Genomic DNA, 21936 nt, shown 5'->3' on the forward strand with positions numbered 1-21936 from the left:
AAAGAAAAGTAGGTGCCGCCCCGCACAGGGGCGACGCGTGAAGCGCGCTAACAATGCGCGGATGCCAGCGAAAGCGAAAGTGAAAGCGATAGCAACCCCTCCACCTCACCCCAACAACACCTTCGCGTGATGCGCGAGATGATCCTCGATGAACGTCGAAATGAAGAAATAGCCGTGGTCGTAGCCTTCGTGCCGACGCAGCGTGAGCGGCTGTCCAGCCGCCTTGCACGCGGCTTCGAACACGTCGGGATTCAACTGCTCGGCAAGAAACTGGTCGGCCATGCCCTGATCGACCAATATCCCTTCCGCAAACTTGCGCGTCGCCTTGCCCACCAGTTCGCTCGCGTCGTATTGCTTCCACGCCTCGCGATCCGCGCCGAGATACCCGCTGAACGCCTTCTCGCCCCACGGGCAGCGCATCGGCGCAGCAATCGGCGCGAATGCCGACACCGACCGATAGATGTCCGGATTGCGCAGCGCGAGCGTCAGCGCGCCATGGCCGCCCATCGAGTGGCCGAAGATGCCGAGCCGCCCGCCATCGACAGGTAACTCATTGGTGACCGTCTCGCGCAATTCGTCCCGCACGTACGAGTACATCCGGTAGTGCTTCGACCAGGGCGCCTGCGTGGCGTCGACATAGAAGCCCGCGCCGACGCCGAAGTCCCACGCGTCCGTCTCGCCCGGCACGTCGGCGCCGCGCGGACTGGTGTCCGGCGAAATCAACGCGATGCCGTGTTGCGCAGCGAAACGCTGCGCGCCAGCCTTGATCGGAAACGTTTCTTCTGTGCAGGTCAGCCCGGCAAGATAGAACAGCGCCGGCACCTTCTTCTGCGATGCCTCTTTTGGCAGGAAAACCGAAAAGCGCATCGGCAAACCGATTGCCTTCGACTCATGCCTGTAGATACGCTGCGTGCCGCCGAACGACGCGTGCGATTCGATCAGTTCGAGCATCGCGCGACTCCTTTAATAGATGACGACCGAGCGGATCGACTCGCCCTTCTTCATCAGGTCGAAGCCTTCGTTGATCTGGTCGAGCTTCAGGTGATGGGTGATCAGGTCGTCGATGTTGATCTTGCCTTCCATGTACCAGTCGACGATCTTCGGCACGTCGGTGCGGCCACGCGCGCCGCCGAACGCCGAGCCCTTCCACTGACGGCCCGTGACCAACTGGAACGGCCGCGTGCTGATTTCCTCACCCGCCGCTGCCACGCCGATGATGAACGACTGGCCCCAGCCCTTGTGCGTACATTCGAGCGCCTGGCGCATCAGGGTGGTGTTACCGACGCATTCGAACGAGTAGTCCGCGCCGCCGTCCGTCAACTGGACGATGTGATCGACGACGTTCTCGACTTCCTTCGGGTTGATGAAGTGCGTCATACCAAACTTCTTCGCGAGTTCGACGCGGCCCGGATTGATGTCGACGCCGATGATCTTGTCCGCACCGACCATTTTGGCGCCCTGGATCACATTCAGGCCGATGCCGCCCAAGCCGAACACGACGACATTCGCACCCGCCTCGACCTTGGCCGAATAGACGACAGCACCGACACCCGTCGTCACGCCGCAGCCGATATAGCAGACCTTGTCGAACGGGGCATCTTCGCGGATCTTCGCCACAGCGATCTCCGGCACGACGATGTAGTTCGAGAAGGTGGACGTGCCCATGTAGTGGAACAAAGGCTTGCCGTCGAGCGAGAAGCGCGACGTCGCATCGGGCATCAGGCCCTTGCCTTGCGTCGAGCGGATCGCCTGACACAGGTTCGTCTTGCGCGACAGGCAGAACTTGCATTGCCGGCACTCGGGCGTGTAGAGCGGAATGACGTGATCGCCCTTCTTCAGCGTGCCGACGCCGGGTCCGACATCGACTACGACGCCTGCGCCTTCGTGGCCGAGAATCGCCGGGAAGATGCCTTCCGGATCTGCACCCGACAGCGTGTAGTAGTCGGTGTGGCAGATGCCCGTCGCCTTCACTTCGATCAGCACTTCACCCGCGCGCGGACCTTCGAGGTCGACCTCTTCGATCGTCAACGGTGCGCCTGCCTTCCATGCGATTGCTGCTTTCGTCTTCATCGTGAATGCTCCTGTAGTTCCTTAAACCCCTCAACCCGTTTCCTGAAGCCGAGCCTTGAATCTGTCCACCGCTGCCGTGAAACGCGGCGGCCCGGATTGTCGCCCATGTTCGCGCGCCGCGCTGTGGACATGATCGCGCAAATACAAGGCGCGTGAATGGCACGCCGCGCCGCGCGATTGTCCTCATGCGACGGCGCATGGCGAGCGCACGTCATGCGGACGGCGACGCGAACCAAGGTTCGACGCGGCCATACAGATCGATAAAGCGCGCATAGCGCGCGGCGAGTTCCGGCTCGTCACGCGGCCCGGCGACGCGCGTCGCGGCGGGCGCGAGCGCTGCAAGATCGCCGGTGTTCCAGTGACCCGCCGCGATGCCGCCGAGCATCGCGGCGCCACGCGCCGCCGCGTTCGGACAATCGACAGCATGCAGTTCGACTTGCAACGCGTCGGCGAGCAACTGCCGCCAGCGCGCATCGACGGACCCGCCGCCCGCGAGACGCAACGCGGGCACCCGCGCGCCGCTCTGCCGGATGGCGTCGAGTCCCGCCCGCAGCGAAAACGCGACGCCTTCGAATGCGGCGCGCATCATCGCGCCGCGCGATGTGCCGAGCGCAAGGCCAAGCCATCCGCCGCGCGCGGCCGGGTTCAGCCACGGCGTGCGCTCGCCCGTCAGATACGGCAAGAACGTAAGGCCCGGCGCTGAATCGAACTCGAACGCATCGCGATATGCGTCATTCCATTCATACGACAGCCAGCCGCGCACGGCTTCGAGCGCGACGCCGACGTTTTGCATCGCGGCCATCCGATACCAGTGATCAGTCGCGGCCCGATAGCGATGCAGACCTGGCGCGGCATCGGGTTCGTCGCTGGCGAGCACGAGAATCTGGCCGCCCGTGCCCGTGGTGAGCAGCGCGTCGCCGTCGTTTGCAAGGCCGCTGCCGAACGCCGCGCACGGCGTGTCGCCGGCACCCGTGGCAAGCACGATACCCGCGCGCAAGCCAAGCGCATTGGCCGCTTCAGCGGACAGCGTGCCGGACGCGGCATACGACGCAGCGAGCGGCGCGAACCAGTCGCGCGGCAACCCGAGCCGCTCGAGCAACGCGTTGTTCCACGCGCCGGATGGATCGGCAAGCGCAGTCGCGCAGGCATCGGAGGGATCGGTTGCGATCGTGCCACCTAGTCTGAAGCGTAGCCAGTCTTTCGGTTGCAAGGCCCAGCGCGCTGCGTGCATCGATTCCGGCTCGTGCTGCTCGACCCATCTCAGCAGCGGGCCGGCCATGCCGGGCGCGACCGGGTTGGGTTGCGGCGCGGGCCATGCATCGAGCAGGGCCAATGCACGCGTGTCTGGCCAAAGCATCGCGGGGCGCACGGCCTTGCCTTGCGCGTCACTCAGCACGACGCCATGCATCTGACCGGAAAAGCCGACCGCGCGCACGGCGCTGCGTTGTGCTTCGGGAAAACGCGATGCCGCTTCGCATAGCGCGCGCCACCAGACCTGCGGATCGATTTCCGCCCAGCCCGGGCGCGGTGTATCGATAGCATAGGCGACGCTCGTCGCGCATTGCTCGCGGCCTTCGTCGTCGATGATCGCGAGTTTCAGCGAGCCTGTGCCGAGATCGATGCCAAGAAAGGACATGAATGCGATGCGTTGAATAGGTGGTTGCTGTGGACGTTATGCACGCGGGCGCCTGCTTCACGCTGACCGGGCGGCGGACGATCATTTTCACATGCCTCGGCCCATCGTCGCGGGTTAACCCACCCCAAAACAGGCGCGCCCCGAAAACGCATTATGTGCGAACCGCAATACACATCATATGGGCACGCGTACGTCGCAACGGCGCACCGTATTGATGAAATTCCCGCAAGCCACCACGGCATAAGGGCTTCCGGCAAATTTCTCCAAGCTCGCATAACGGAGCCGTTCCAAATCTGGTCCACGCATATCGCCCCGGCAAAGGTTGAAATAGGAAGCAGTGGTCTTGTCGCGCTTTTTCGTCCCGCATACCTTGGAGTCATCCCAAAACCAGATGTGGAGAGAGACAAGATGCACTCGAACACGGTTCATCCGTGCGACGAGCGACTGCCGTTCGGCCAGTTGCTGACGCTCGGCATTCAGCACGTACTGGTGATGTACGCAGGGGCCGTCGCCGTGCCACTTATCATCGGCAGCGCGCTCAAACTGCCGAAAGAGCAAATCGCCTTTCTCATCAGCGCCGACCTCTTTTCCTGCGGTATCGCCACACTCATCCAGACACTCGGTCTGTGGATTTTCGGCATCCGCCTGCCCGTCATCATGGGTTGCACGTTCGCCGCCGTCGGCCCGATGATCGCGATCGGCACGAACCCCAGCCTTGGCATACTGGACATTTTCGGATCGACCATCGCGGCGGGTGTGATAGGCATCATCGCCGCGCCGATGATCGGCAAAATGCTGCGCTTCTTCCCGCCCGTCGTGGTCGGCGTGGTGATCTCGGTAATCGGGCTTTCGCTGATGGAAGTGGGTATTAACTGGGCGGCGGGCGGCGTCGGCAACCCTGACTACGGCAATCCCGTCTACCTCGGGCTGTCGTTCGTCGTGCTCATGCTGATTCTGCTCATCAACAAGTTCGGCAAGGGCTTCGTCTCCAACATCTCGGTGCTGCTCGGTATCGTGGCCGGCTTCGTGATTGCCGCGCTGCTGGGCCGCGTGAACATGGAAGGCGTGACGAGCGCGCCGTGGGTCGGCTTCGTGATGCCGTTTCACTTCGGCTTGCCGCACTTCGATCCGCTTTCGATCGCGACCATGGTTACCGTGATGTTCGTCACGTTCATCGAGTCGACGGGGATGTTCCTCGCGGTCGGCGACATGGTGGAGCGGCCCGTCAATCAGAAGACGCTCGTGCGCGGCCTGCGCGTGGACGGTCTCGGCACGCTGATTGGCGGCGTCTTCAACTCGTTCCCGCACACGTCGTTCTCGCAGAACGTCGGCCTGATCGGCGTGACGGGCGTCAAGAGCCGTTTTGTCTGCGCGATGGGCGGCGTGATTCTCGTGCTGCTCGGCCTGTTCCCGAAGATGGCCCAGGTGGTCGCGTCGGTGCCGTCGTTCGTGCTGGGCGGCGCAGGCATTGTGATGTTCGGGATGGTGGCGGCGAACGGGATCAAGGTGCTCTCGAAAGTCGACTTCGTGAAGAACCATCACAACCTCTTTATCGTCGCGGTCAGCATTGGCCTGGGTCTCGTGCCTGTCGTCTCGCCGCACTTCTTCGCGAAACTGCCTCCCGCGCTGTCGCCGCTTTTGCATAGCGGCATTCTGCTGGCGTCGGTTTCGGCCGTCGTGCTGAACCTGATTTTCAACGGCGTGAAGGGCGAACGCGCCGCGACTCGCGATATTCGCCGTGCCGGCCACGACTTCGACGGGCGTGGCGGCAAAGACGACGCCATTCCCGGCGACGAAATGCTGCGTGCCGCCGACATGCACTAGCCGAAAGCCATAGCAATCCCTACCGCGTGCGCATGACCTCGAGTCGTGCGCACGCCGTCACCCCGCCGCACTCCCCCGCAAGACCATCAGGCGACCAGGTTGTTGAAGTGTCGCGTCACCTTCGGCTCCAGGTTGCGAGCCTCCTTCATCAGATTGAGCTGTTTCGCCGATCTCGCGACTTCGAAGACCTCCGGCGCGATATCGTAATCGCCACGATCGTGCATCCATTCGAGCACGTCCGACAGATGCCACACGGACGTGCTGCCCTCGTGGACAGGCGCGGGGAATTCCGTGGCATGCGATTGCATCAGCTTGCGCATGTTCTGGCGCGACACGCCCGCCACTTCCGCGACATCCGTCAGCCCGACGAAGTCCGGCGCGGCCTCGACCAGCTGCGCCGTGGGCACTGCGCGAAGTACGTCCTTCAACGCACTCACGAGTGCATGCGTCGCGCTCTTCGCCTCGCGTGCGAACGCAAGTGCAAGCCGCCCCGGTTGACCGACACCCACGGTGGCATCGTCGCAGCCCTCGGCCGCGAGACGCTCGACGATCTCGTCGAAATCGCAGTCTTCTGCGCTCAGACGGTACTTCAGCGTGAAGGTGTATTCCATGTTTGCTCCTTTTCCTTCTCTGGTTGCTGCTCCTGTTGCTGCCCGTGCTGATCCTGCTCGCGAGCGCGCCGGTTTGATTCGGCGATCACCCGCAAAGAGATGACCTTCTGACGATGCGGCGCACAGTTCTCGACGATGCGACGTAACGTTCTTGCGTGACCGGTTGCATTGCGCGGTGTGCACCAGATACTGGCAATGCAGAACTCGCCGCATCTGCAATCGGTGTCGTTGTATGGGCAATACATGCGCCCCCACGCGTGCCCGGTACCTGAACCAGGCACGACGCGCCAGCCGTTCGCTTCCGCATGGCCGAGCGCCGACTCGATTTCCTTCTTCGAATGACTTCGACGACTCATCAGTAACTCCAGTGTAAAGCGCCCTCAATAAGTTGTCAATTGACAACCACGCTGCGGATCATCAACCTTGCCAGATCCGTACGTGATGCTAACGGCTAACCATGCTCTAAAACGTTCTGGATAACTAAACTGGCCATCTGGACAAGGCTTGTAGGAAGACGGCTCAAAAAAAAACGCCACGGCATGCCGTGGCGTTTTTTTACTGCAGGAAGGAAAAGCGATGGTCGTTCGAATCGGGGCGTTCAGCCAGCCGCCGCTGCCGAAGCAGCAACCGGCGCGCTCGCTGCGCCATAGTCGACGGGTGCGTCGGCGGGACGCGGCTGTTCGCCCGCGCGCTCGATCCATCCGCCGCCCAGCGCCTTGTACAGATCGACGAGGTTCGTCAGGCGCTGCATGCGCGCCGTGATGAGCGACTGCTGCGACGAATACAGATCGGTCTGCGCGGTCAGCACGGCGAGATAGCTGTCCACGCCGTTCCTGTAGCGCAGGTCCGACAGATCGAGGCGACGCTGTTCTGCAAACGTATTGCGCTCGAGCGCCTTGATCTGCTGGTCGTATGTGCCGCGCGCGGCGAGCCCGTCGGCCACTTCGCGAAAGGCCGTCTGGATCGCCTTCTCGTACTGCGCGATCTGGATGTTCTTCTGCACCGTTGCGAGATCGAGATTCGCCTTGTTCTCGCCGCCTTCGAAAATCGGCAGCGTGATCTGCGGCGCGAAACTCCACGCCGCCGAGCCCGGCTTGAACAGCCCGCCGAGCGTCGGGCTCAGCGTGCCGAAGCTGCCCGTCAGCGAGACGCGCGGGAAGAACGCCGCGCGCGCCGCGCCGATATTCGCGTTCGCCGCGAGCAGGTTCTGCTCGGCTTCGGCGATGTCGGGACGGCGCGTCAGCAGATCCGACGGCAGACCGGCGGGAATGTCGGTCAGCAAGTCCTGGTCGTTGAGCGCGAGACCGCCCGGAAGATCGGGCGGCAACGGCTCGCCGACCAGCAGAACGAGCGCATTCTCAGACTGTGCCCGCAGACGCGCTTGCGCCTGCAGATTCGCATTCGCCTGCTCGACGACCGTCTCAGCCTGACGCAGATCGAGTTCGGAACCCGTACCCGTGTCGTACTGCAGCTTCGTGATGCGATACGACTCTTGCGCGGTCTTGAGCGTGTCCTGCGTGACCTTCAGCAGATCGTCATAAGCGAGCACGGTCAGATACTGGTCCGCCACCGATGCAACCAGCGCGATCTCCGCCGCCTTGCGCGCCTGCGCCGTCGACAGATACTGCGCCAACGCCTGGTCCTTCAGGCTGCGGATGCGGCCGAAGAAGTCGATTTCCCACGAAGCGTTCAGACCGACCGAATACTGATTGGAGATCGTCTGGTTGAGGAACGACAGATTTTTCGGCGTGCGCGATTTCGACTGTGACGCGGACGCATCGAGCGTCGGCATCAGCGCCGCGCGCGCGATCTGATACTGCGCGCGCGAAGCCTCGATGTTCAGCACCGACACGCGCAGATCGCGATTGTTCTTCAGCGCGATCTCGATCAGCTGTTGCAGGCGCTGATCGACGAAGAAGTCGCGCCAGCCGATGTCGACGGCTGCCTGACCGCTCGCCGAGCGCGCACCTGCACCAGACACCGGCTGCGTCGCGTAGACGCCTTCGCTCGGGAAGGCGCCCGACACGGGCGCGGCCGGCTGGTGGTACTTCGGCTCCATCGTGCAGCCCGCTGCGACGAGCGCGACGGCCACTGCCATCAAAGAATATTTAAGCATCTCAATGTCCTTAGCTGGCGTTGCCCGGGCCGCTGCCACCCTGCGGGTCATGCGGATGGTGCTCGTTGTAGTGCTTCATCGCTTCGTCCGGGTCTTCCTTGTCGCCGGTGAACTTCGCGCGAATCACGACGAAGAACATCGGGATCATGAAAATTGCGAGGAAGGTCGCCGTCAGCATACCGCCGATCACGCCCGTACCGATCGCGTGCTGGCTTGCCGAGCCCGCGCCGTTGCTGATCGCGAGCGGCAGCACGCCGAGAATGAACGCCAGCGACGTCATCAGGATCGGGCGCAGCCGCAGACGCGCCGCTTCCAGCGCCGCTTCCACCGGCCCCATGCCTTCGCCCTGCTGCAACTCGCGCGCGAACTCGACGATCAGAATCGCGTTCTTCGCGGACAGACCCACGGTGGTCAGCAGACCGACCTGGAAGAACACGTCGTTTTCCAGCCCGCGCAGCGTCGCGGCGAGCAGCGCGCCCAGCACGCCGAGCGGCACCACCATGATCACCGAGAACGGAATCGACCAGCTTTCATACAGCGCGGCCAGACACAGGAACACGACGAGGATCGAGATGCCGTAGAGGATCGGCGCCTGCGAACCGGACTGCCGTTCCTGGAACGACAGGCCCGTCCATTCGTAGCCGATACCCGCCGGCAGCTTCGCCGCGAGCGCTTCCATGGCCGTCATCGCCTGACCCGTCGATTTGCCCGGGGACGCCTGCCCCTGGATTTCGACGGCCGAGATACCGTTATAGCGCTCGAGCTTCGGCGAACCGTAGGTCCACTGGCCGCTTGCGAACGACGAGAACGGCACCATCGTGCCCGCCGAGTTGCGCACGTACCAGTCGTTCAGGTTTTCCGGCGTCATGCGGAAACGCGGGTCGGCCTGCACGTACACCTTCTTGATCCGGCTATCCGTATCGAGGAAGTTGTTCACGTACTGCGACGCCCACGCAATCGAGAACGTCTGGTCGATGGCCGACAGGCTCACGCCCTGCGACGCCGCCTTCTCGTGATCGATCGAGACCTTGAACTGCGGCGTGTCGTTCAGCCCGTTCGGACGCACCTGCGCGAGCATCGGGTCCTTGCCGGCCATGCCGAGCAGCTGATTGCGCGCCGCCATCAGCTTGTCGTGACCGAGACCTGCGCGGTCCTGCAGTTCGAAGTCGAAGCCCGACGCCGTACCCAGTTCGGGAATCGACGGCGGATTGACCGGGAACACAGTCGCGTTCTTGTAGCCGACGAAGTGCATGAACATCCGGCCCACCAGCGCCTGCACCTTCTGGTTCGCATGCTGGCGTTCCGCGTAGTCCTTCATCCGCACGAACACGAGACCCGCATTCTGGCCGCGGCCGGCGAAGCTGAAGCCGTTCACGGTGAAGGTCGATTCGACGATGCTCTTTTCATCGTTCAGCAGATAGTCGGACACGTCCTTCAGCGCGCGCGCCGTGGTTTCCTGCGTCGAGCCCGACGGCGTCTGCACCAGCACGAACATCGTGCCCTGGTCTTCATCCGGCAGGAACGACTTCGGCAGACGCACGAACAGCAGACCCACCGCGACGATCACCACCAGATAGATGATGAGCCAGCGGCCCGATCGCTTGATCACGTGGTGCACGCCCGAGTGGTACTTGTCGCGGCTCTTGTCGAAGTTGCGGTTGAACCAGCCGAAGAAGCCCTTCTTCTCTTCGTGATGGCCCTGCGGAATCGGCTTGAGAATCGTCGCGCACAGCGCCGGCGTAAGAATCAACGCGACCAGCACGGACAGCACCATCGCCGCGACGATGGTCAGCGAGAACTGACGGTAAATCGCGCCGACCGAGCCGCCCGAGAATGCGACGGGCACGAACACGGCGGACAGCACCAGCGCCACGCCGATCAGCGCGCCCGTGATCTGGTCCATCGCCTTGCGGGTTGCCTCGCGTGGCGACAGCCCCTCCTCGGACATCACCCGCTCGACGTTTTCCACGACCACGATCGCGTCGTCCACCAGCAGGCCAATCGCGAGCACGAGACCGAACATCGACAGCACGTTGATCGAGAAGCCGACGGCGCTCATGATCGCGAACGTGCCCAACAGCACCACCGGCACCGCGATCGTCGGGATCAGCGTCGCGCGCAGGTTCTGCAGGAACAGGTACATGACCAGGAACACCAGCACGATACCTTCGAGCAGCGTCTTCACCACTTCTTCGATCGACAGTCGCACGAACGGCGTCGTGTCGTACGGATACTTCACGACGAGACCGTGCGGGAAGTATTTCGACAACTGGTCGATCTTGTCGCGCACGGCCTTCGCCGTCGCCAGCGCATTTGCGCCCGTCGCCAGCTGGATACCGAAGCCCGCCGTCGGCTGACCGTTGTACTTGGTGTCAAAGTTGTAGTTTTCGCCGCCCAGCTCGATATGCGAAACGTCCTTGAGACGCACCTGCGAGCCGTCCTGGTTGACCTTCAGCAGAATGTTGCCGAACTGCTCGGGCGTGGTCAGCAGCGTCGCCTCGCTGATCGTCGCCTGCAGCAGCTGGCCCGGCACCGACGGCGTGCCGCCGAGCGAGCCGCCCGCCACCTGGACGTTCTGTGCCTGCAGCGCGGTCTGAACATCCACCGGCGTGAGGCCGAAGTTGGTCAGCTTGTTGGCGTCGAGCCAGATCCGCATCGCGTACTGCGTGCCGAACAGCGTGACCGTGCCCACGCCGTCGATACGGCTGACGGGGTCCTGTACGTTCGACGCGACGTAGTTCGCGAGGTCGTACTTGTTCATGCTGCCGTCGGTCGAGACGAACGCCATCACCAGCAGGAAGCTGCTGCTCGACTTCGTCACCTTCGTGCCGAGCTGCTGCACCGCTTGCGGCAGCAAAGGCGTGGCGAGCTGCAGCTTGTTCTGCACCTGCACCTGCGCGATGTCGGGGTTGGTGCCCGCGGCAAATGTCAGCGTGATGGTGGCCGTGCCCGAGTCGTCCGAAGTCGATGACAGGTACAGCAAGTGGTCGAGGCCGCTCATCTGCTGCTCGATGACCTGCGTGACGGTGTTTTCAACCGTCTTCGCCGATGCACCCGGATACGTCGCGCTGATCTGCACGGCCGGCGGCGCGATGGTCGGATATTGCGCGACCGGCAGCGTGAAGATCGACGCCAGACCCGCCAGCATCAGAATGATGGCGATCACCCACGCAAAGATCGGGCGATCGATAAAAAACTTTGCCATGAAGCAGGCTCCCTTTGTTTTTACGCGCCCGATGCAGCGGAGGCGGCGGCTGCGCCGCTAGCTGCCTGCGCGCCGGCCGGAGCCGCCGCGGCTGCGTCCGATGCGGGCGACGGCGGCAGTTGTGCCGGCACGGCCTTGGCCGTTGCACCCGGACGCACCTTGTCGACGCCGTTCACGATCACGCGGTCGCCCGCATTCAGGCCGCCCTCGACGACCCAGTACTGGCCGTACGTTGCCGTGGCCTGCAGCGTGCGCAGCTCGACCTTGTCTTCCTTATTCAGAACGAGTGCCGTCGGCTGGCCCTTCTGGTCGTGCGTGACGCCGATCTGCGGCACCAGCAGCGCGTTTTCGTTGACGCCTTCCTCGATGCGCGCGCGCACGAACATGCCCGGCAGCAGCACGTGGTCCTTGTTCTGGAAGATTGCGCGGATCGTCACGGAGCCCGTGGCCTGATCGACGGTCACGTCGGTGAACTGCAGCTTGCCCTTCTCCGAATAGACGCGGCCGTCTTCGAGCACCAGTTCGACCTTCGCGGCGTCCGGACCCGTGGTCTTCAGGCGGCCCTGCTGGATTTCGCGGCGCAGCTTCAGGCCCGCGAGGCTCGACTGCGTGACGTCGACGTAGACGGGATCGAGCTGTTGCACGGTCGACATCAGCGTCGCCTGGCTCGCCTGCACGTACGCGCCCGGCGTGACCTGCGAGATGCCGACCTGGCCCGTCACGGGCGAGACGACGTCCGTGTAGCCGAGGTTGATCTGCGCGGTATCGACGGCGGCCTTGCCGGCCGCGACGTCGGCGGCCGCCTGGCCTTCGGATGCGACGGCATTGTCGTAGTCCTGCTTCGACACCGCGTTCGCCGCGACCAGCACCTTGTAGCGATTGGCCTGCGCCGTGGTGGAGACGAGGTTTGCCTGCGCCTTGGCGAGCGACGCTTTCGCGTTGTTCAGCGTCGCGATGTACGGCGCCGGATCGATCTTGTACAGACGCTGACCGGCCTTGACCTGCGTGCCTTCCGTGAATTCGCGGCGCAGCACGATGCCGTCGACCCGCGCGCGCACCTGCGCGACGAGGAACGCACTGGTGCGACCCGGCAATTCGGTGACGACGGGCACGGCTTGCGGCTGGACCGTGACGACGCCGACTTCAGGCGTTTGAGGCGGAGGTGCTGATTGTTTTTGTCCGCATGCTGCCAGCATTACGGCAGCCGTCGCGGCAGTGAGTAAGCGGAATGGAACCCGTTCGACGCGCATGGAGCGACCTCTGTCAAAGACTGAGAAGGAAAAAGTGCGTGCATCTCTCTCCGGAGAAGGCTGCGCAAATTGGCGTCTCGAAGACGCCATGACCGGACGCTCACGAATGCGTTTCCTGCGGGTGCATTCACTGCGAAATGCGCCAAACCGGGAAATGCCGCACCGCGCCGCTCATGTCTTGAGACAGCGCAAAGATGCTTGCAAAGACAACAGTGACGGATATTAACCGTTCACCCAAACGTAAGCCATCCGATCGATGGGGTGCTATTATATATACATTCATGAATGCACGTAAAAGTGCGTTCAACCGGTAAAAAGGGTTTCCTCCGGAAGATCTGCCAGGCATTAACGTGCGCATGAAATGATCTTTATCAGGCGCGTTTAAAAACGTCAGGGGAAACCCCGCATTTATTGCAGGGCAATACAAATGGTCCGTCGCACCAAGGAAGAAGCGCAGGAGACGCGCACCCGCATCCTCGATGCAGCAGAACAGGTGTTTGCGGAAAAAGGCGTGTCGCGGACTTCGCTGGCCGACATCGCGCAGACGGCGGGCGTCACGCGTGGCGCCATCTACTGGCACTTCGCCAACAAGGGCGAGCTCTTCACGGAAATGTTCGACCGCGTGCTGCTGCCGCTCGACGAACTGAAAGCCGCGTCCGTCGATCCGAACGAGGCCGATCCGCTCGGCCGCCTCGTCGAGATCTGCACCGTCTGTCTGCGCGACACCGCGAACGACCCGCACCGCCGCCGGGTGTTCGACATCCTGTTTCACAAGTGCGAGTTCGTCGAAGAGATGGGGCCCGTGATGGCGCGCTACCAGAACACCATGCGCGAGGGCCTGACGAACATTCAGACGTGTATGCGCAACGCGATCTCCAAAGGGCAGTTGCCTGCCGACATGAACGTGCCCGTGGCGGCGTCGATGGTGCACGCGTTCATCAGCGGATCGTTGAAGGACATGCTGTTCGTGCCGGAAGTGCTGGACTTCGGCCGGCACGCGCGGCAGATGGTCGAAAGCATGATCGATGCGTTGCGCAGCCCGGCGCTGCGCATGGGCGCCTGAACGTATTCACGCTGGACGTCACAGCGGCGCTCAGCCCGGAAAGCCGATGCGCAGCATGGGCCGCCGGCAAGCCGGCCGCCCTTTTTCCTTCATTTCCGGCTCGCTCAGGCGGCCGTCTTCGCTCGCGCCTTCTGGTTCGATGCGTAGATCGAGCCGCGTTCCAGTTGCCCGCCCGACTGCACGGCGCCGATCCATTGCTGCGTGCTCGCGACGGCCGCGAAGCGCGACTGCAGCACGACGCTGAATACGCGATGGATTTCCTCGGCGCTCGCCAGACCGGCGCTGTTTTCATACGGCACGGAACCCGTCGCGTCGTGCAGAAACTCGACGGCGAGGCCCATGTGCAGCGCGTGAACGATCGTCGATGCGTCGCAGTTGTGCGTCATGTAACCGACCACGGTGAGCGTATCGATCTCGCGCGCCGCGAGCCAGTCCGCCAGATCGGTGTCGGTGAAGGCGCTCGGCAGCGCTTTCTCGATGTGGTGATCGTACTTGCGCGATGCGACCACGTCGTGCAGTTCCGCGCCTTCGCTGCCGCGCGCGAAGATCGGCGAGCCGGCCGGCGTGAAGTTCTGCACGACGACCACGGGAATCTGCGCGGCGTGCGCCGCGTCGATTGCGCGGCCGATGTTGGCGAGCGAGGTCTGCACGTCGGGGTATTCGATCGGCAGGTCGCCCGTCACGTATTCGTTCTGGACATCGATGACAATCAGGGCGCGGCGGGGCGTCGGCATGGCAACTCTCCTGGATGGTTGAAGTCGGCGGCCGGCGGTTGCAGCCGCAATGCACGCATTGTTCGCGTTCCGCCCATCGCGCGACAGTGACCCGAATGACAATTTTCGCTAGGATTGGGCCATTCGCCATTTCGAACGGGAGGCCGCGATGGCCCGCTCCGCTGTCCGCGCCGCTGCAACCTCCGCATCAATGGCTGCTTCAAAACCGGCGAAGCCGCGCGCATCCAGCGCGAGTCCTGATCGACAGCCAACGCAGACGTGCCGCAGCGCCCCGAACACACCGCATGTCGTCGCGGCCGTCGCCTTCGACGGCATCAGCCCGTTCCATCTGTCCGTGCCCTGTGTCGTGTTCGCCGAGGACCGCAGCGACGGCGGCGTGCTCGGCTTCGAGTTCCGGGTCTGCTCGATCGACCCCGGCCCGCTGTCGACGACAGCCGGCTTTTCGATCGCCGCAACGCACGGTCTCGACGCGCTCGCCGACGCCGATACGATCATCGTTCCCACCTGGCGCGATCCTGACGAAGCACCGCCCGTAGCGCTGCTCGATGCGTTGCGCGCCGCGCACGCACGCGGCGCGCAACTGGTCGGCCTGTGTCTCGGCGCCTACGTGCTCGCCGCCGCGGGCCTGCTCGACGGACGCCCGGCGACCACGCACTGGGCGTGGGCCGCCGACTTCGCGCGGCGGTTTCCGGGCGTGAAGGTCGATCCGCAAGTGCTGTATGTCGACGACGGCGACATCCTCACGTCGGCGGGCACGGCGGCGGGGCTCGATTGCTGCCTGCATGTGGTGCGCAAGCTGTGCGGCGCGCAAAGCGCGAACTACATCGCGCGGCGCCTCGTCGTGCCGCCACATCGCCAGGGCGGTCAGGCGCAATACGTGCAGCAGCCCATGCCGCCCGACCTGCGCGGCAACCGCTTGTCCGCGCTGCTCGACTGGGTGAACGGCACGCTCGACACGCCGCACACCCTCGATTCCCTGGCCGGGCGCGCCGCAATGAGCCGTCGCACCTTCACACGTCACTTCAAGGCAGCGACGGGAACGACCGTGAGCGCCTGGCTGCTTGGGCAACGGCTCGCGCGCGCGCAGCAACTGCTCGAAAGCACCGACGAGTCGGTCGAGTCGATTGCGGGAATGGCGGGGTTCGGCTCGACGGCGTCGCTGCGCCAGCACTTCACCGACGCGTTCAGGACGTCGCCGTCCGCATGGCGCAGAGAGTTTCGCGGTGTGTGAACCGCCGCGCGCATAGTGAAGCGACGGTAACGGCTAGCCTTGCGTGAAATACCGCGCGACGTAGAGCAGCAGCGCGACGAAGAAAATCATCGCCGCCCACGCCCAGTTCGGCAGCACATGTGGATCATGCTCATGATGCAGGCCGTGCAGCAGCGAATGCGCGGCGCGGCCGGTCAGCGTACTGCCTTGATGATGATCGTGCAGCCGCGCACGGCGCGCCACGCCGGAAAGGCTGATTGGCCGCAGAAACACGTGCTGGCGCCGCCCTTGCGTGCCCGTCGCGCGGTTCGGCCCTTTGCCGTGCTTCGCCTGGACGACCGCGCAGAATTCGGTGAAGAAGTCGTCGGCCAGTTCGTGCAGCGCGTTTTCGATCTGCCGCGCGGGCAGTTGCGCGAGCGGTCCTGTCGACGTCGCCCACACCGAATAGTCGATGCGCGTGCTCGGCCCGCGACCGGGAAGATGCAGATGAAGATGATCGTCGGTGCGCAGCGACACGTCGATCTGGCCGCGCAGCGAGCCGACGCCCTCGGCGCGCGCCTTGAAGTTGAGCGTGCGATGCGGCTTTGCGCTGTTCGCGCCGTCCTCGCTCGCGACGTGGGCGCGTATGTGATAGTGCGCGCGCAGCGGACCGAGCGGCACGGTCATCGTCAGCAGATATTCGCCGCCCTGGAGCCGGCGCAAGGACTCGCAATTGTCGAGACTCGCGCGCAGCAACGCGAGATCCTGCAGCGCGTCCCAGACTTCGGACGGCGCCAGCGGCACTCTCAACGCGTCGTTCAATTCCATGGCAGCCTCCCCGATAACCGTGCGACTGCGGGATCAGGATGTCTGATCGATGCGGTCGACACGCGATGCGTGAAACGCAAGATACCCCGCGATCTGCTTCACCCCTTCCAGAGGGTTTTCATAGCTCCAGACTGCACACTCGATCGTCTCGTCTTCCGTCCGCAGATGGTAGTACGACGCTTCGCCCTTGAACGGACAGTGCGACGTGTGAGCCGATCGTTCGAGCCGCGCCATGTTAACGTCGGCCCGCGGGAAATAAAACACGTCGGGACAGCCTGTTTCGCACAGCGTGAACCCGGCATGCGTGTCCGCGAACGTCACGCCCTGGTGGATCACCCGTACGCGATGCTGGTTGGGCCTGATGGAAATCGTATGCCCCGCTTCGGCGTCGCCTCCGTGCGCTGGCGCACCGCGGGATGCATGGCCGCCGTGCCCGGCACTGCCGTTGTCCGCGTCTTCGGCGCTTCCGCCGGATGGGGCATCGTTCATGTGATCCGCTCCGCTGCTCGCACGTTCGCGCACGCTCCGGTCAGCGGGCTCAACCGCCAGTCCGGCTCTCATCGCGCGCCGCGTCGTTGTCATTATGCGGTGCGCGTCTCCCGGGCCGCGCAGCGTCGGCTCCGAAACGCCGAAGCCACGGAGCGTGTCCGTGGCTTCATTATTGACCAAACACGCCGCGATTGCGCGGCCTTCGTTGGCGCATCGGGTCTCTACCGATTGCCGCCGCGTGCGCGTTGCGTCGCGGCCACTGCAAGCGGCGCGGCGGCCGATCGATGCGCGATTGCCTGCCTCGTCGCGCCCGGCGTCCGTCGGCTTTTTGCGCGTTTCTTTCGCGTCGCTTACTGTGTCTTCCAGTAGAACGCGGCCTTTGCCGTACCCTTCGCCGGAATGGTGATCGGCTTCGACTGATCGTTTTCCTTGTACGCCGCATGCACGGTGTAGCGGCCAGGGCGCAGCTTGACCAGCATATACGGCCCCCGCGACGTGGTGTCGAGCACGCTGCCGCCATGTGCATCGACGATCTTCACCTTTACATCGGCGAGATAGTCCGAACCGGGGCCCGTGAAGCGCAGCGACAACGGCCACTGGCTCTGCGCGGAGAGCAGCGCCTTCGATTCATCGAGACCGACGCCGCCCGAGGTGTACGACACGTCGCCCTGTTGCTGCACTTGAGGCAGACCTTCGCCATTGACGTTGCCCGCACTGGTGCTATCGGTGGTGGTACCGCCCGTGACTTCGCTTGCCTGCTGCGCGAACGCGCCGCCCGACAGGCCGAATGTGAGAACTGTCGCTGCCGCAACCGAAACGGTGCGAGCGACGATACGACGATGAGTCATTGCGTGGCTCCTTAGGGGGCAAACCTGAACGGTTCTAACGCATAACCGTACGCAATCTGTATGCCCATCCCGCCCCATCAACGCCAACAACGAAACAGGCCCGAAAATCGGGCCTGTTTCGTTCGCAGCGCGCTCGGTGTGCAGGCCGCGAACCTTCCATTTTTTCCATCACCGGCAGCTTTTACCGGCCGGCGCCGGTAGCGCGGCCGGCACGCCGGCATTTGCCGGATCAACCGAGATCGACGGGCACGAAAATCTGCGAGTTGTCGCGCTGGATCAGCAACGCGATGCTATTGCCCGCTGCCGACACCGCCTGCTTCAACTGGTCGATGTTCGATACCGACCGCCCGTTGACGGCCAGAATCACGTCGCCCGGCTGGATGCCGGCGCTGGCTGCCGCGCCGCTCGCATCCTGCACCAGCAGACCGTGCGACACGGACGCGCCGCTCTTTTCCTGCGGCGTGAGCGGACGCACCGCGACGCCGAGCCTGCCTTGCACCTGCGCCGGGCCGCTTTCGTCATTCGACGCAACCTTCGCGTCCGACAGCGAGCCGATCGTCACCTTGAGATCCTTGGTCGACTTGTCGCGCCATACCTGGAGGTTGGCCTGCGTGCCCGGCGCAATGCCCGCGATCTGCGACGGCAGCGCTGAAGAATCCGTCACATCCACGCCGTTCACCGACAGGATCACGTCGCCCGGCTGCAAGCCTGCCTTCGCGGCCGGACCGCCCGGGTCGACGGAACTCACGAGCGCGCCTTGCGGCTTCTTCATGCCGAACGAATCCGCGAGCGTCTGGTTCACGCTCTGCACGGCGACGCCGAGCCGGCCCCGGCTCACGTGGCCCGTTTTGACGAGATCGTCCTTGACCTTCATCGCCTCGTTGATCGGGATGGCGAACGAAAGGCCCTGGAAGCCACCCGTCTGCGAATAGATCATCGAGTTGATGCCGATCACTTCGCCTTGCAGATTGAACAGCGGGCCGCCCGAGTTACCCGGATTCACGGGCACGTCGGTCTGGATGAACGGCGTGTAGTTCTCGTCAGGCAGCGAGCGCGACTTCGCGCTGATGATGCCCGACGTCACCGTGTTGTCGAAGCCGTACGGCGAGCCGATCGCGACGACCCACTGGCCGACCTTGCTCGAGCGCGGATCGCCGATCTTCACCGTCGGCAGATCCTTCGCGTCGATCTTCAGCACGGCGACGTCCGACTGCTTGTCCGCGCCGACCACTTTTGCCTTGTACTCGCGCTTGTCGGTGAGCTTGACAGTCACGACGTTCGCGCCGTCGACAACGTGCGCGTTGGTCAGCACATAGCCGTCGCTGCTGATGATGAAGCCCGAGCCGAGACTCGCGCTCGGACGGTCGCCGTCATCGCCGCCGCCACCATTGGGGCCGCCCGGCATCTGGCCGAAGAAATGACGGTAGAACTGATAGAACGGATCGCTCGGATCGATGGGAAGCTGACCGCTGTTATTGCCATTGCCGCCGCGCATCGCCGTCTGCTTCACGACGTGCTTCGCGCTGATGTTGACGACGGCAGGCCCATACGTTTCGACGAGGCCCGAGAAATCGGGAATGCCCGTTTTCGCCGCGGCTTCCGCGGGCATCATCGCGGCGGCCGCGGGCGAGATCACCTGGGGCGCTGGCACGTCGCGATGCCCCGCCACGTAGCCCGCCGACAATGCGATAACGACGGCCGCTGCAACGGCGCTACGGGTCAGTATTTTTGCTTGCATCGTGTACTCCTGATTGGGAGAGTTGACTCTTTGATGAGTCGAAGAGTACGTGGCGTCGCTTAAATCAATCTTAAACAATGCCAACTCGATGAAAGCCTCGCGCAAACCCGTGCCGGGCGGGCGATTCAGAAGCGCACGTTGACCCGCAAACCGCCTGACGCAGAGTCGTCGAGTGTGACGCTCGCGTGATGCTGTAGCGCGATGCGCCGCACGATAGCGAGACCGAGGCCGCTGCCCGCAACGTCGGTACGCGCGCGATTCGCTCCTGCGCCGACGCGGTAGAAGCGGTCGAAGACGCGGTCGCGTTCATCGGGCGGAATGCCGGGTCCGCTGTCGGCGATCTGCACGAGCGGCCGGCCATCTTCGACGCGCAGGCAGACATCGACGCGTCCGCCCTCCGGCGTGTATTTGGTCGCGTTGTCGATCAGGTTGTTGAGCATCACGCGCAACGCTTCTGCGTCGCCGGTGACGGTTGCGGGCTCGCTAGCCTCGATGCCGAGATCGACGCCGCGCTTCTGCGCGAGGGGCAGATGAGCAGTCACGCATTCGTGCACCAGCGCGTCGAGATCGACACTGCCCGTTGCGGCATGACCATCCGGCTCGGAACGCGCGAGCGCGAGCAGCTGCTCGGCAAGACGCGTCGCGCGCGTCACGCCCGCCTGCAGATCGTGCAGCGCTTCGCGGCGCTCGGTTTCGTCATGCGCGCGCGCCACCAGTTGCGACTGGATCTGCACGGCGGCGAGCGGCGTGCGCAGTTCGTGGGCGGCATCGGCGACGAAGGCTTTTTGCGTATCGAGTGCAATGGCAAGCCGTTCGAGCAGGCCGTTCAATGCGCGCACGAGCGGCTGCACTTCGAGCGGCAAGCGAGAATCGGGCAGTGGATCGAGCGCTTCGGGATGACGCGTGTCGAGCGCGCCCGTGACGCGCCGCAAAGGCGCGAGCCCACGCCCGACCACGCCCCACACCGCGACGCCCATCAGCGGCAGCAGCACGATCAGCGGCCACAGCGTGCGCAGTGCGACGTTTGCCGCGAGCCGGTTGCGCACTGACAGCGGCTGCGCGAGCTGCACCACGTTATCGCCGACGATCGCCCCATACACGCGCCAGTCGCCGCGCTCGGTGCGCTCCGTCGAAAAGCCGAGTTCGGCGCGCGGCGCGAGCGGTGCACGCGGATGCGAGTAGTACATCAGCACGCCGTTGCGATTCCAGATCTGCAGCACGATGCCTTCGTCGCCTGTATCGCGCGAGCTGAGCACTTGCGAGAAAGGCTCGGCGGGCAGCGCGGCGGCGATTTCCTGCAACTGGTAATCGAACAGTTCGTTGGCTTCGGCGAGCGCCTGACGGTAGATCAGCCAGCCCGCAATGCCGACGCCGAGCAATACGATAGCGAGCAGCCAGAACAGCAATTGACGGCGAATCGAACGCATCGTGTCAGGCTTCCTTGGCGATCATGTAGCCGAGACCGCGCACGTTGCGTATCAGTTCCGCGCCGAGCTTCTTGCGCAGCGCGTGAATGTAGACCTCGACGGTATTGCTGCCGATCTCCTCGCCCCAGCCGTACATCTTCTCTTCGAGTTGACTCTTCGACAGCACCGCCCCCGGGCGCGCGATCAACGCGGCGAGCAACGCGAACTCGCGCGCGGACAGCGCGACGGGCGCGCCGTCGAGCGTCACCTGATGCGAGGCGGGATCGAGCGTGAGATTGCCGTGGCGGATCGTCGATTCGCTGCGTCCCGACTGGCGGCGAATCAGCGCGCGCATCCGAGCGCCGAGTTCGTCGAGATCGAACGGTTTCACGAGGTAATCGTCGGCGCCGGCGTCGAGTCCTTTCACGCGGTCCGCGACGGCATCGCGTGCGGTGACGATCAGCACGGGCAGTTGATGGCCGCGTGCACGCAGCGTGCGCAGCACGTCGAGGCCGTCGCGCTTGGGCAGGCCGAGATCGAGCAGGACGAGATCGTAAGGCTGGCCCGCGACGGCGTTTAGTGCGGATTCGCCGTCCTGCACCACGTCGACCGCGAAGCCTTCGCCGCGCAGTGCCTTGCGCACGCCTTCGGCGATCATTCGGTCGTCTTCAACGAGAAGTATGCGCATCGCTGTTTATCCGCTCCGGCGGTTCGGGCGCTCGTGGCCCGGTTATGTGTTTTCAATGCCAGCATTCTAGCGCTCAAGGTTTTTTTGCTGCGCTGGGTGGAGGATATGGGTTTCGTTTTTGCCTGATTTTGGTTGTTTTGCGATGGTGGGTCGGGTTTACAGGTTTTTGCGCTGGCATCCGCGATGCGTTAGCGTGCTTCACGCGTCGCCCCTGTGCGGGGCGGCACCTACTTTTCTTTGC

Annotated in this window: 18 protein-coding genes; 3 read left to right on the forward strand and 15 right to left on the reverse strand. The window is 64.0% G+C overall.

Annotation, left to right across the window (positions count from 1 at the left end):
* Positions 1-105: 105 nt before the first annotated feature.
* The 3 genes from fghA to KFO72_RS35780 all read right to left on the reverse strand — a co-directional run bounded on the left by fghA (position 106) and on the right by KFO72_RS35780 (position 3706).
* Positions 106-951 (reverse strand): S-formylglutathione hydrolase, encoded by an 846-nt coding sequence (fghA, locus tag KFO72_RS35770; RefSeq protein WP_225034070.1) that lies wholly within the window; start codon positions 949-951, stop codon positions 106-108.
* A 12-nt stretch (positions 952-963) separates the two neighbouring features.
* Complete coding sequence (locus tag KFO72_RS35775) at positions 964-2070, reverse strand: S-(hydroxymethyl)glutathione dehydrogenase/class III alcohol dehydrogenase (RefSeq protein ID WP_007581381.1); 1107 nt, start codon at positions 2068-2070, stop codon at positions 964-966.
* 211 nt (positions 2071-2281) lie between these two features.
* Positions 2282-3706 (reverse strand): xylulokinase, encoded by a 1425-nt coding sequence (locus KFO72_RS35780; RefSeq protein ID WP_176055273.1) that lies wholly within the window; start codon positions 3704-3706, stop codon positions 2282-2284.
* 408 nt (positions 3707-4114) lie between these two features.
* Between KFO72_RS35780 and KFO72_RS35785 the strand changes: the two genes are divergently transcribed.
* Positions 4115-5530 (forward strand): nucleobase:cation symporter-2 family protein, encoded by a 1416-nt coding sequence (locus tag KFO72_RS35785; RefSeq protein WP_054929801.1) that lies wholly within the window; start codon positions 4115-4117, stop codon positions 5528-5530.
* Between the two features lie 86 nt (positions 5531-5616).
* On the opposite strand, the gene KFO72_RS35790 is transcribed toward KFO72_RS35785, so the two are convergent.
* The 5 genes from KFO72_RS35790 to KFO72_RS35810 all read right to left on the reverse strand — a co-directional run bounded on the left by KFO72_RS35790 (position 5617) and on the right by KFO72_RS35810 (position 12712).
* Entirely contained in the window at positions 5617-6141 is a 525-nt protein-coding gene (locus KFO72_RS35790) for a helix-turn-helix transcriptional regulator (RefSeq protein ID WP_054929800.1), read from the reverse strand.
* Positions 6120-6497: a hypothetical protein gene (locus KFO72_RS35795; RefSeq protein WP_225034071.1), complete on the reverse strand. Its 378-nt coding sequence runs from the start codon at positions 6495-6497 to the stop codon at positions 6120-6122. Before KFO72_RS35795 ends, KFO72_RS35790 begins: the two co-directional genes overlap by 22 nt.
* Positions 6498-6739: 242 nt before the next feature.
* Complete coding sequence (locus KFO72_RS35800) at positions 6740-8257, reverse strand: efflux transporter outer membrane subunit (protein WP_107202126.1); 1518 nt, start codon at positions 8255-8257, stop codon at positions 6740-6742.
* Between the two features lie 10 nt (positions 8258-8267).
* Entirely contained in the window at positions 8268-11462 is a 3195-nt protein-coding gene (locus KFO72_RS35805; protein ID WP_054929798.1) for an efflux RND transporter permease subunit, read from the reverse strand.
* A 20-nt stretch (positions 11463-11482) separates the two neighbouring features.
* Complete coding sequence (locus KFO72_RS35810; RefSeq protein WP_054929797.1) at positions 11483-12712, reverse strand: efflux RND transporter periplasmic adaptor subunit; 1230 nt, start codon at positions 12710-12712, stop codon at positions 11483-11485.
* A gap of 427 nt (positions 12713-13139) precedes the next feature.
* Between KFO72_RS35810 and KFO72_RS35815 the strand changes: the two genes are divergently transcribed.
* A complete protein-coding gene (locus tag KFO72_RS35815; protein ID WP_054929796.1) occupies positions 13140-13775 on the forward strand; it encodes a TetR family transcriptional regulator in 636 nt (211 codons plus the stop codon).
* A 104-nt stretch (positions 13776-13879) separates the two neighbouring features.
* Here KFO72_RS35815 and KFO72_RS35820 read toward each other — a convergent pair whose 3' ends face one another.
* Positions 13880-14509, reverse strand: a complete 630-nt coding sequence (locus tag KFO72_RS35820; protein ID WP_054929795.1) for a cysteine hydrolase family protein — start codon at positions 14507-14509, stop codon at positions 13880-13882.
* A 148-nt stretch (positions 14510-14657) separates the two neighbouring features.
* On the opposite strand from KFO72_RS35820, the gene KFO72_RS35825 reads away from it, so the two are divergent.
* Complete coding sequence (locus tag KFO72_RS35825; RefSeq protein ID WP_225034072.1) at positions 14658-15740, forward strand: helix-turn-helix domain-containing protein; 1083 nt, start codon at positions 14658-14660, stop codon at positions 15738-15740.
* A gap of 33 nt (positions 15741-15773) precedes the next feature.
* On the opposite strand, the gene KFO72_RS35830 is transcribed toward KFO72_RS35825, so the two are convergent.
* From KFO72_RS35830 to KFO72_RS35855, 6 genes are all read right to left on the reverse strand, one after another.
* Positions 15774-16526 carry a CoxG family protein gene (locus tag KFO72_RS35830; RefSeq protein WP_035986404.1) on the reverse strand — a complete coding sequence of 251 codons (753 nt, stop codon included), beginning with the start codon at positions 16524-16526 and terminating at the stop codon, positions 15774-15776.
* A gap of 33 nt (positions 16527-16559) precedes the next feature.
* Positions 16560-17015, reverse strand: a complete 456-nt coding sequence (locus KFO72_RS35835) for a DUF427 domain-containing protein (RefSeq protein WP_054929811.1) — start codon at positions 17013-17015, stop codon at positions 16560-16562.
* A gap of 350 nt (positions 17016-17365) precedes the next feature.
* Entirely contained in the window at positions 17366-17863 is a 498-nt protein-coding gene (locus KFO72_RS35840) for a carboxypeptidase regulatory-like domain-containing protein (protein ID WP_225034073.1), read from the reverse strand.
* 229 nt (positions 17864-18092) lie between these two features.
* Positions 18093-19601 (reverse strand): DegQ family serine endoprotease, encoded by a 1509-nt coding sequence (locus KFO72_RS35845; protein WP_176055275.1) that lies wholly within the window; start codon positions 19599-19601, stop codon positions 18093-18095.
* A gap of 125 nt (positions 19602-19726) precedes the next feature.
* On the reverse strand, positions 19727-21028 hold the full coding sequence (locus tag KFO72_RS35850) for an ATP-binding protein (protein WP_060602249.1): 1302 nt from the start codon (positions 21026-21028) through the stop codon (positions 19727-19729).
* Positions 21029-21032: 4 nt separating this feature from the next.
* Positions 21033-21695, reverse strand: a complete 663-nt coding sequence (locus KFO72_RS35855; protein WP_035986417.1) for a response regulator — start codon at positions 21693-21695, stop codon at positions 21033-21035.
* Between the last annotated feature and the right edge of the window lie 241 nt (positions 21696-21936).

The organism is Paraburkholderia sp. XV (assembly GCF_020177535.1).
Classification (GTDB): Bacteria; Pseudomonadota; Gammaproteobacteria; order Burkholderiales; family Burkholderiaceae; genus Paraburkholderia; species Paraburkholderia caribensis.

Coding starts and splice junctions, on each gene's coding strand:
- fghA (WP_225034070.1), bottom strand. CDS start 951: ATGCTCGAACTGATCGAATCGCACGCGTCGTTCGGCGGCACGCAGCGT.
- KFO72_RS35775 (WP_007581381.1), bottom strand. CDS start 2,070: ATGAAGACGAAAGCAGCAATCGCATGGAAGGCAGGCGCACCGTTGACG.
- KFO72_RS35780 (WP_176055273.1), bottom strand. CDS start 3,706: ATGTCCTTTCTTGGCATCGATCTCGGCACAGGCTCGCTGAAACTCGCG.
- KFO72_RS35785 (WP_054929801.1), top strand. CDS start 4,115: ATGCACTCGAACACGGTTCATCCGTGCGACGAGCGACTGCCGTTCGGC.
- KFO72_RS35790 (WP_054929800.1), bottom strand. CDS start 6,141: ATGGAATACACCTTCACGCTGAAGTACCGTCTGAGCGCAGAAGACTGC.
- KFO72_RS35795 (WP_225034071.1), bottom strand. CDS start 6,497: ATGAGTCGTCGAAGTCATTCGAAGAAGGAAATCGAGTCGGCGCTCGGC.
- KFO72_RS35800 (WP_107202126.1), bottom strand. CDS start 8,257: ATGCTTAAATATTCTTTGATGGCAGTGGCCGTCGCGCTCGTCGCAGCG.
- KFO72_RS35805 (WP_054929798.1), bottom strand. CDS start 11,462: ATGGCAAAGTTTTTTATCGATCGCCCGATCTTTGCGTGGGTGATCGCC.
- KFO72_RS35810 (WP_054929797.1), bottom strand. CDS start 12,712: ATGCGCGTCGAACGGGTTCCATTCCGCTTACTCACTGCCGCGACGGCT.
- KFO72_RS35815 (WP_054929796.1), top strand. CDS start 13,140: ATGGTCCGTCGCACCAAGGAAGAAGCGCAGGAGACGCGCACCCGCATC.
- KFO72_RS35820 (WP_054929795.1), bottom strand. CDS start 14,509: ATGCCGACGCCCCGCCGCGCCCTGATTGTCATCGATGTCCAGAACGAA.
- KFO72_RS35825 (WP_225034072.1), top strand. CDS start 14,658: ATGGCCCGCTCCGCTGTCCGCGCCGCTGCAACCTCCGCATCAATGGCT.
- KFO72_RS35830 (WP_035986404.1), bottom strand. CDS start 16,526: ATGGAATTGAACGACGCGTTGAGAGTGCCGCTGGCGCCGTCCGAAGTC.
- KFO72_RS35835 (WP_054929811.1), bottom strand. CDS start 17,015: ATGAACGATGCCCCATCCGGCGGAAGCGCCGAAGACGCGGACAACGGC.
- KFO72_RS35840 (WP_225034073.1), bottom strand. CDS start 17,863: ATGACTCATCGTCGTATCGTCGCTCGCACCGTTTCGGTTGCGGCAGCG.
- KFO72_RS35845 (WP_176055275.1), bottom strand. CDS start 19,601: ATGCAAGCAAAAATACTGACCCGTAGCGCCGTTGCAGCGGCCGTCGTT.
- KFO72_RS35850 (WP_060602249.1), bottom strand. CDS start 21,028: ATGCGTTCGATTCGCCGTCAATTGCTGTTCTGGCTGCTCGCTATCGTA.
- KFO72_RS35855 (WP_035986417.1), bottom strand. CDS start 21,695: ATGCGCATACTTCTCGTTGAAGACGACCGAATGATCGCCGAAGGCGTG.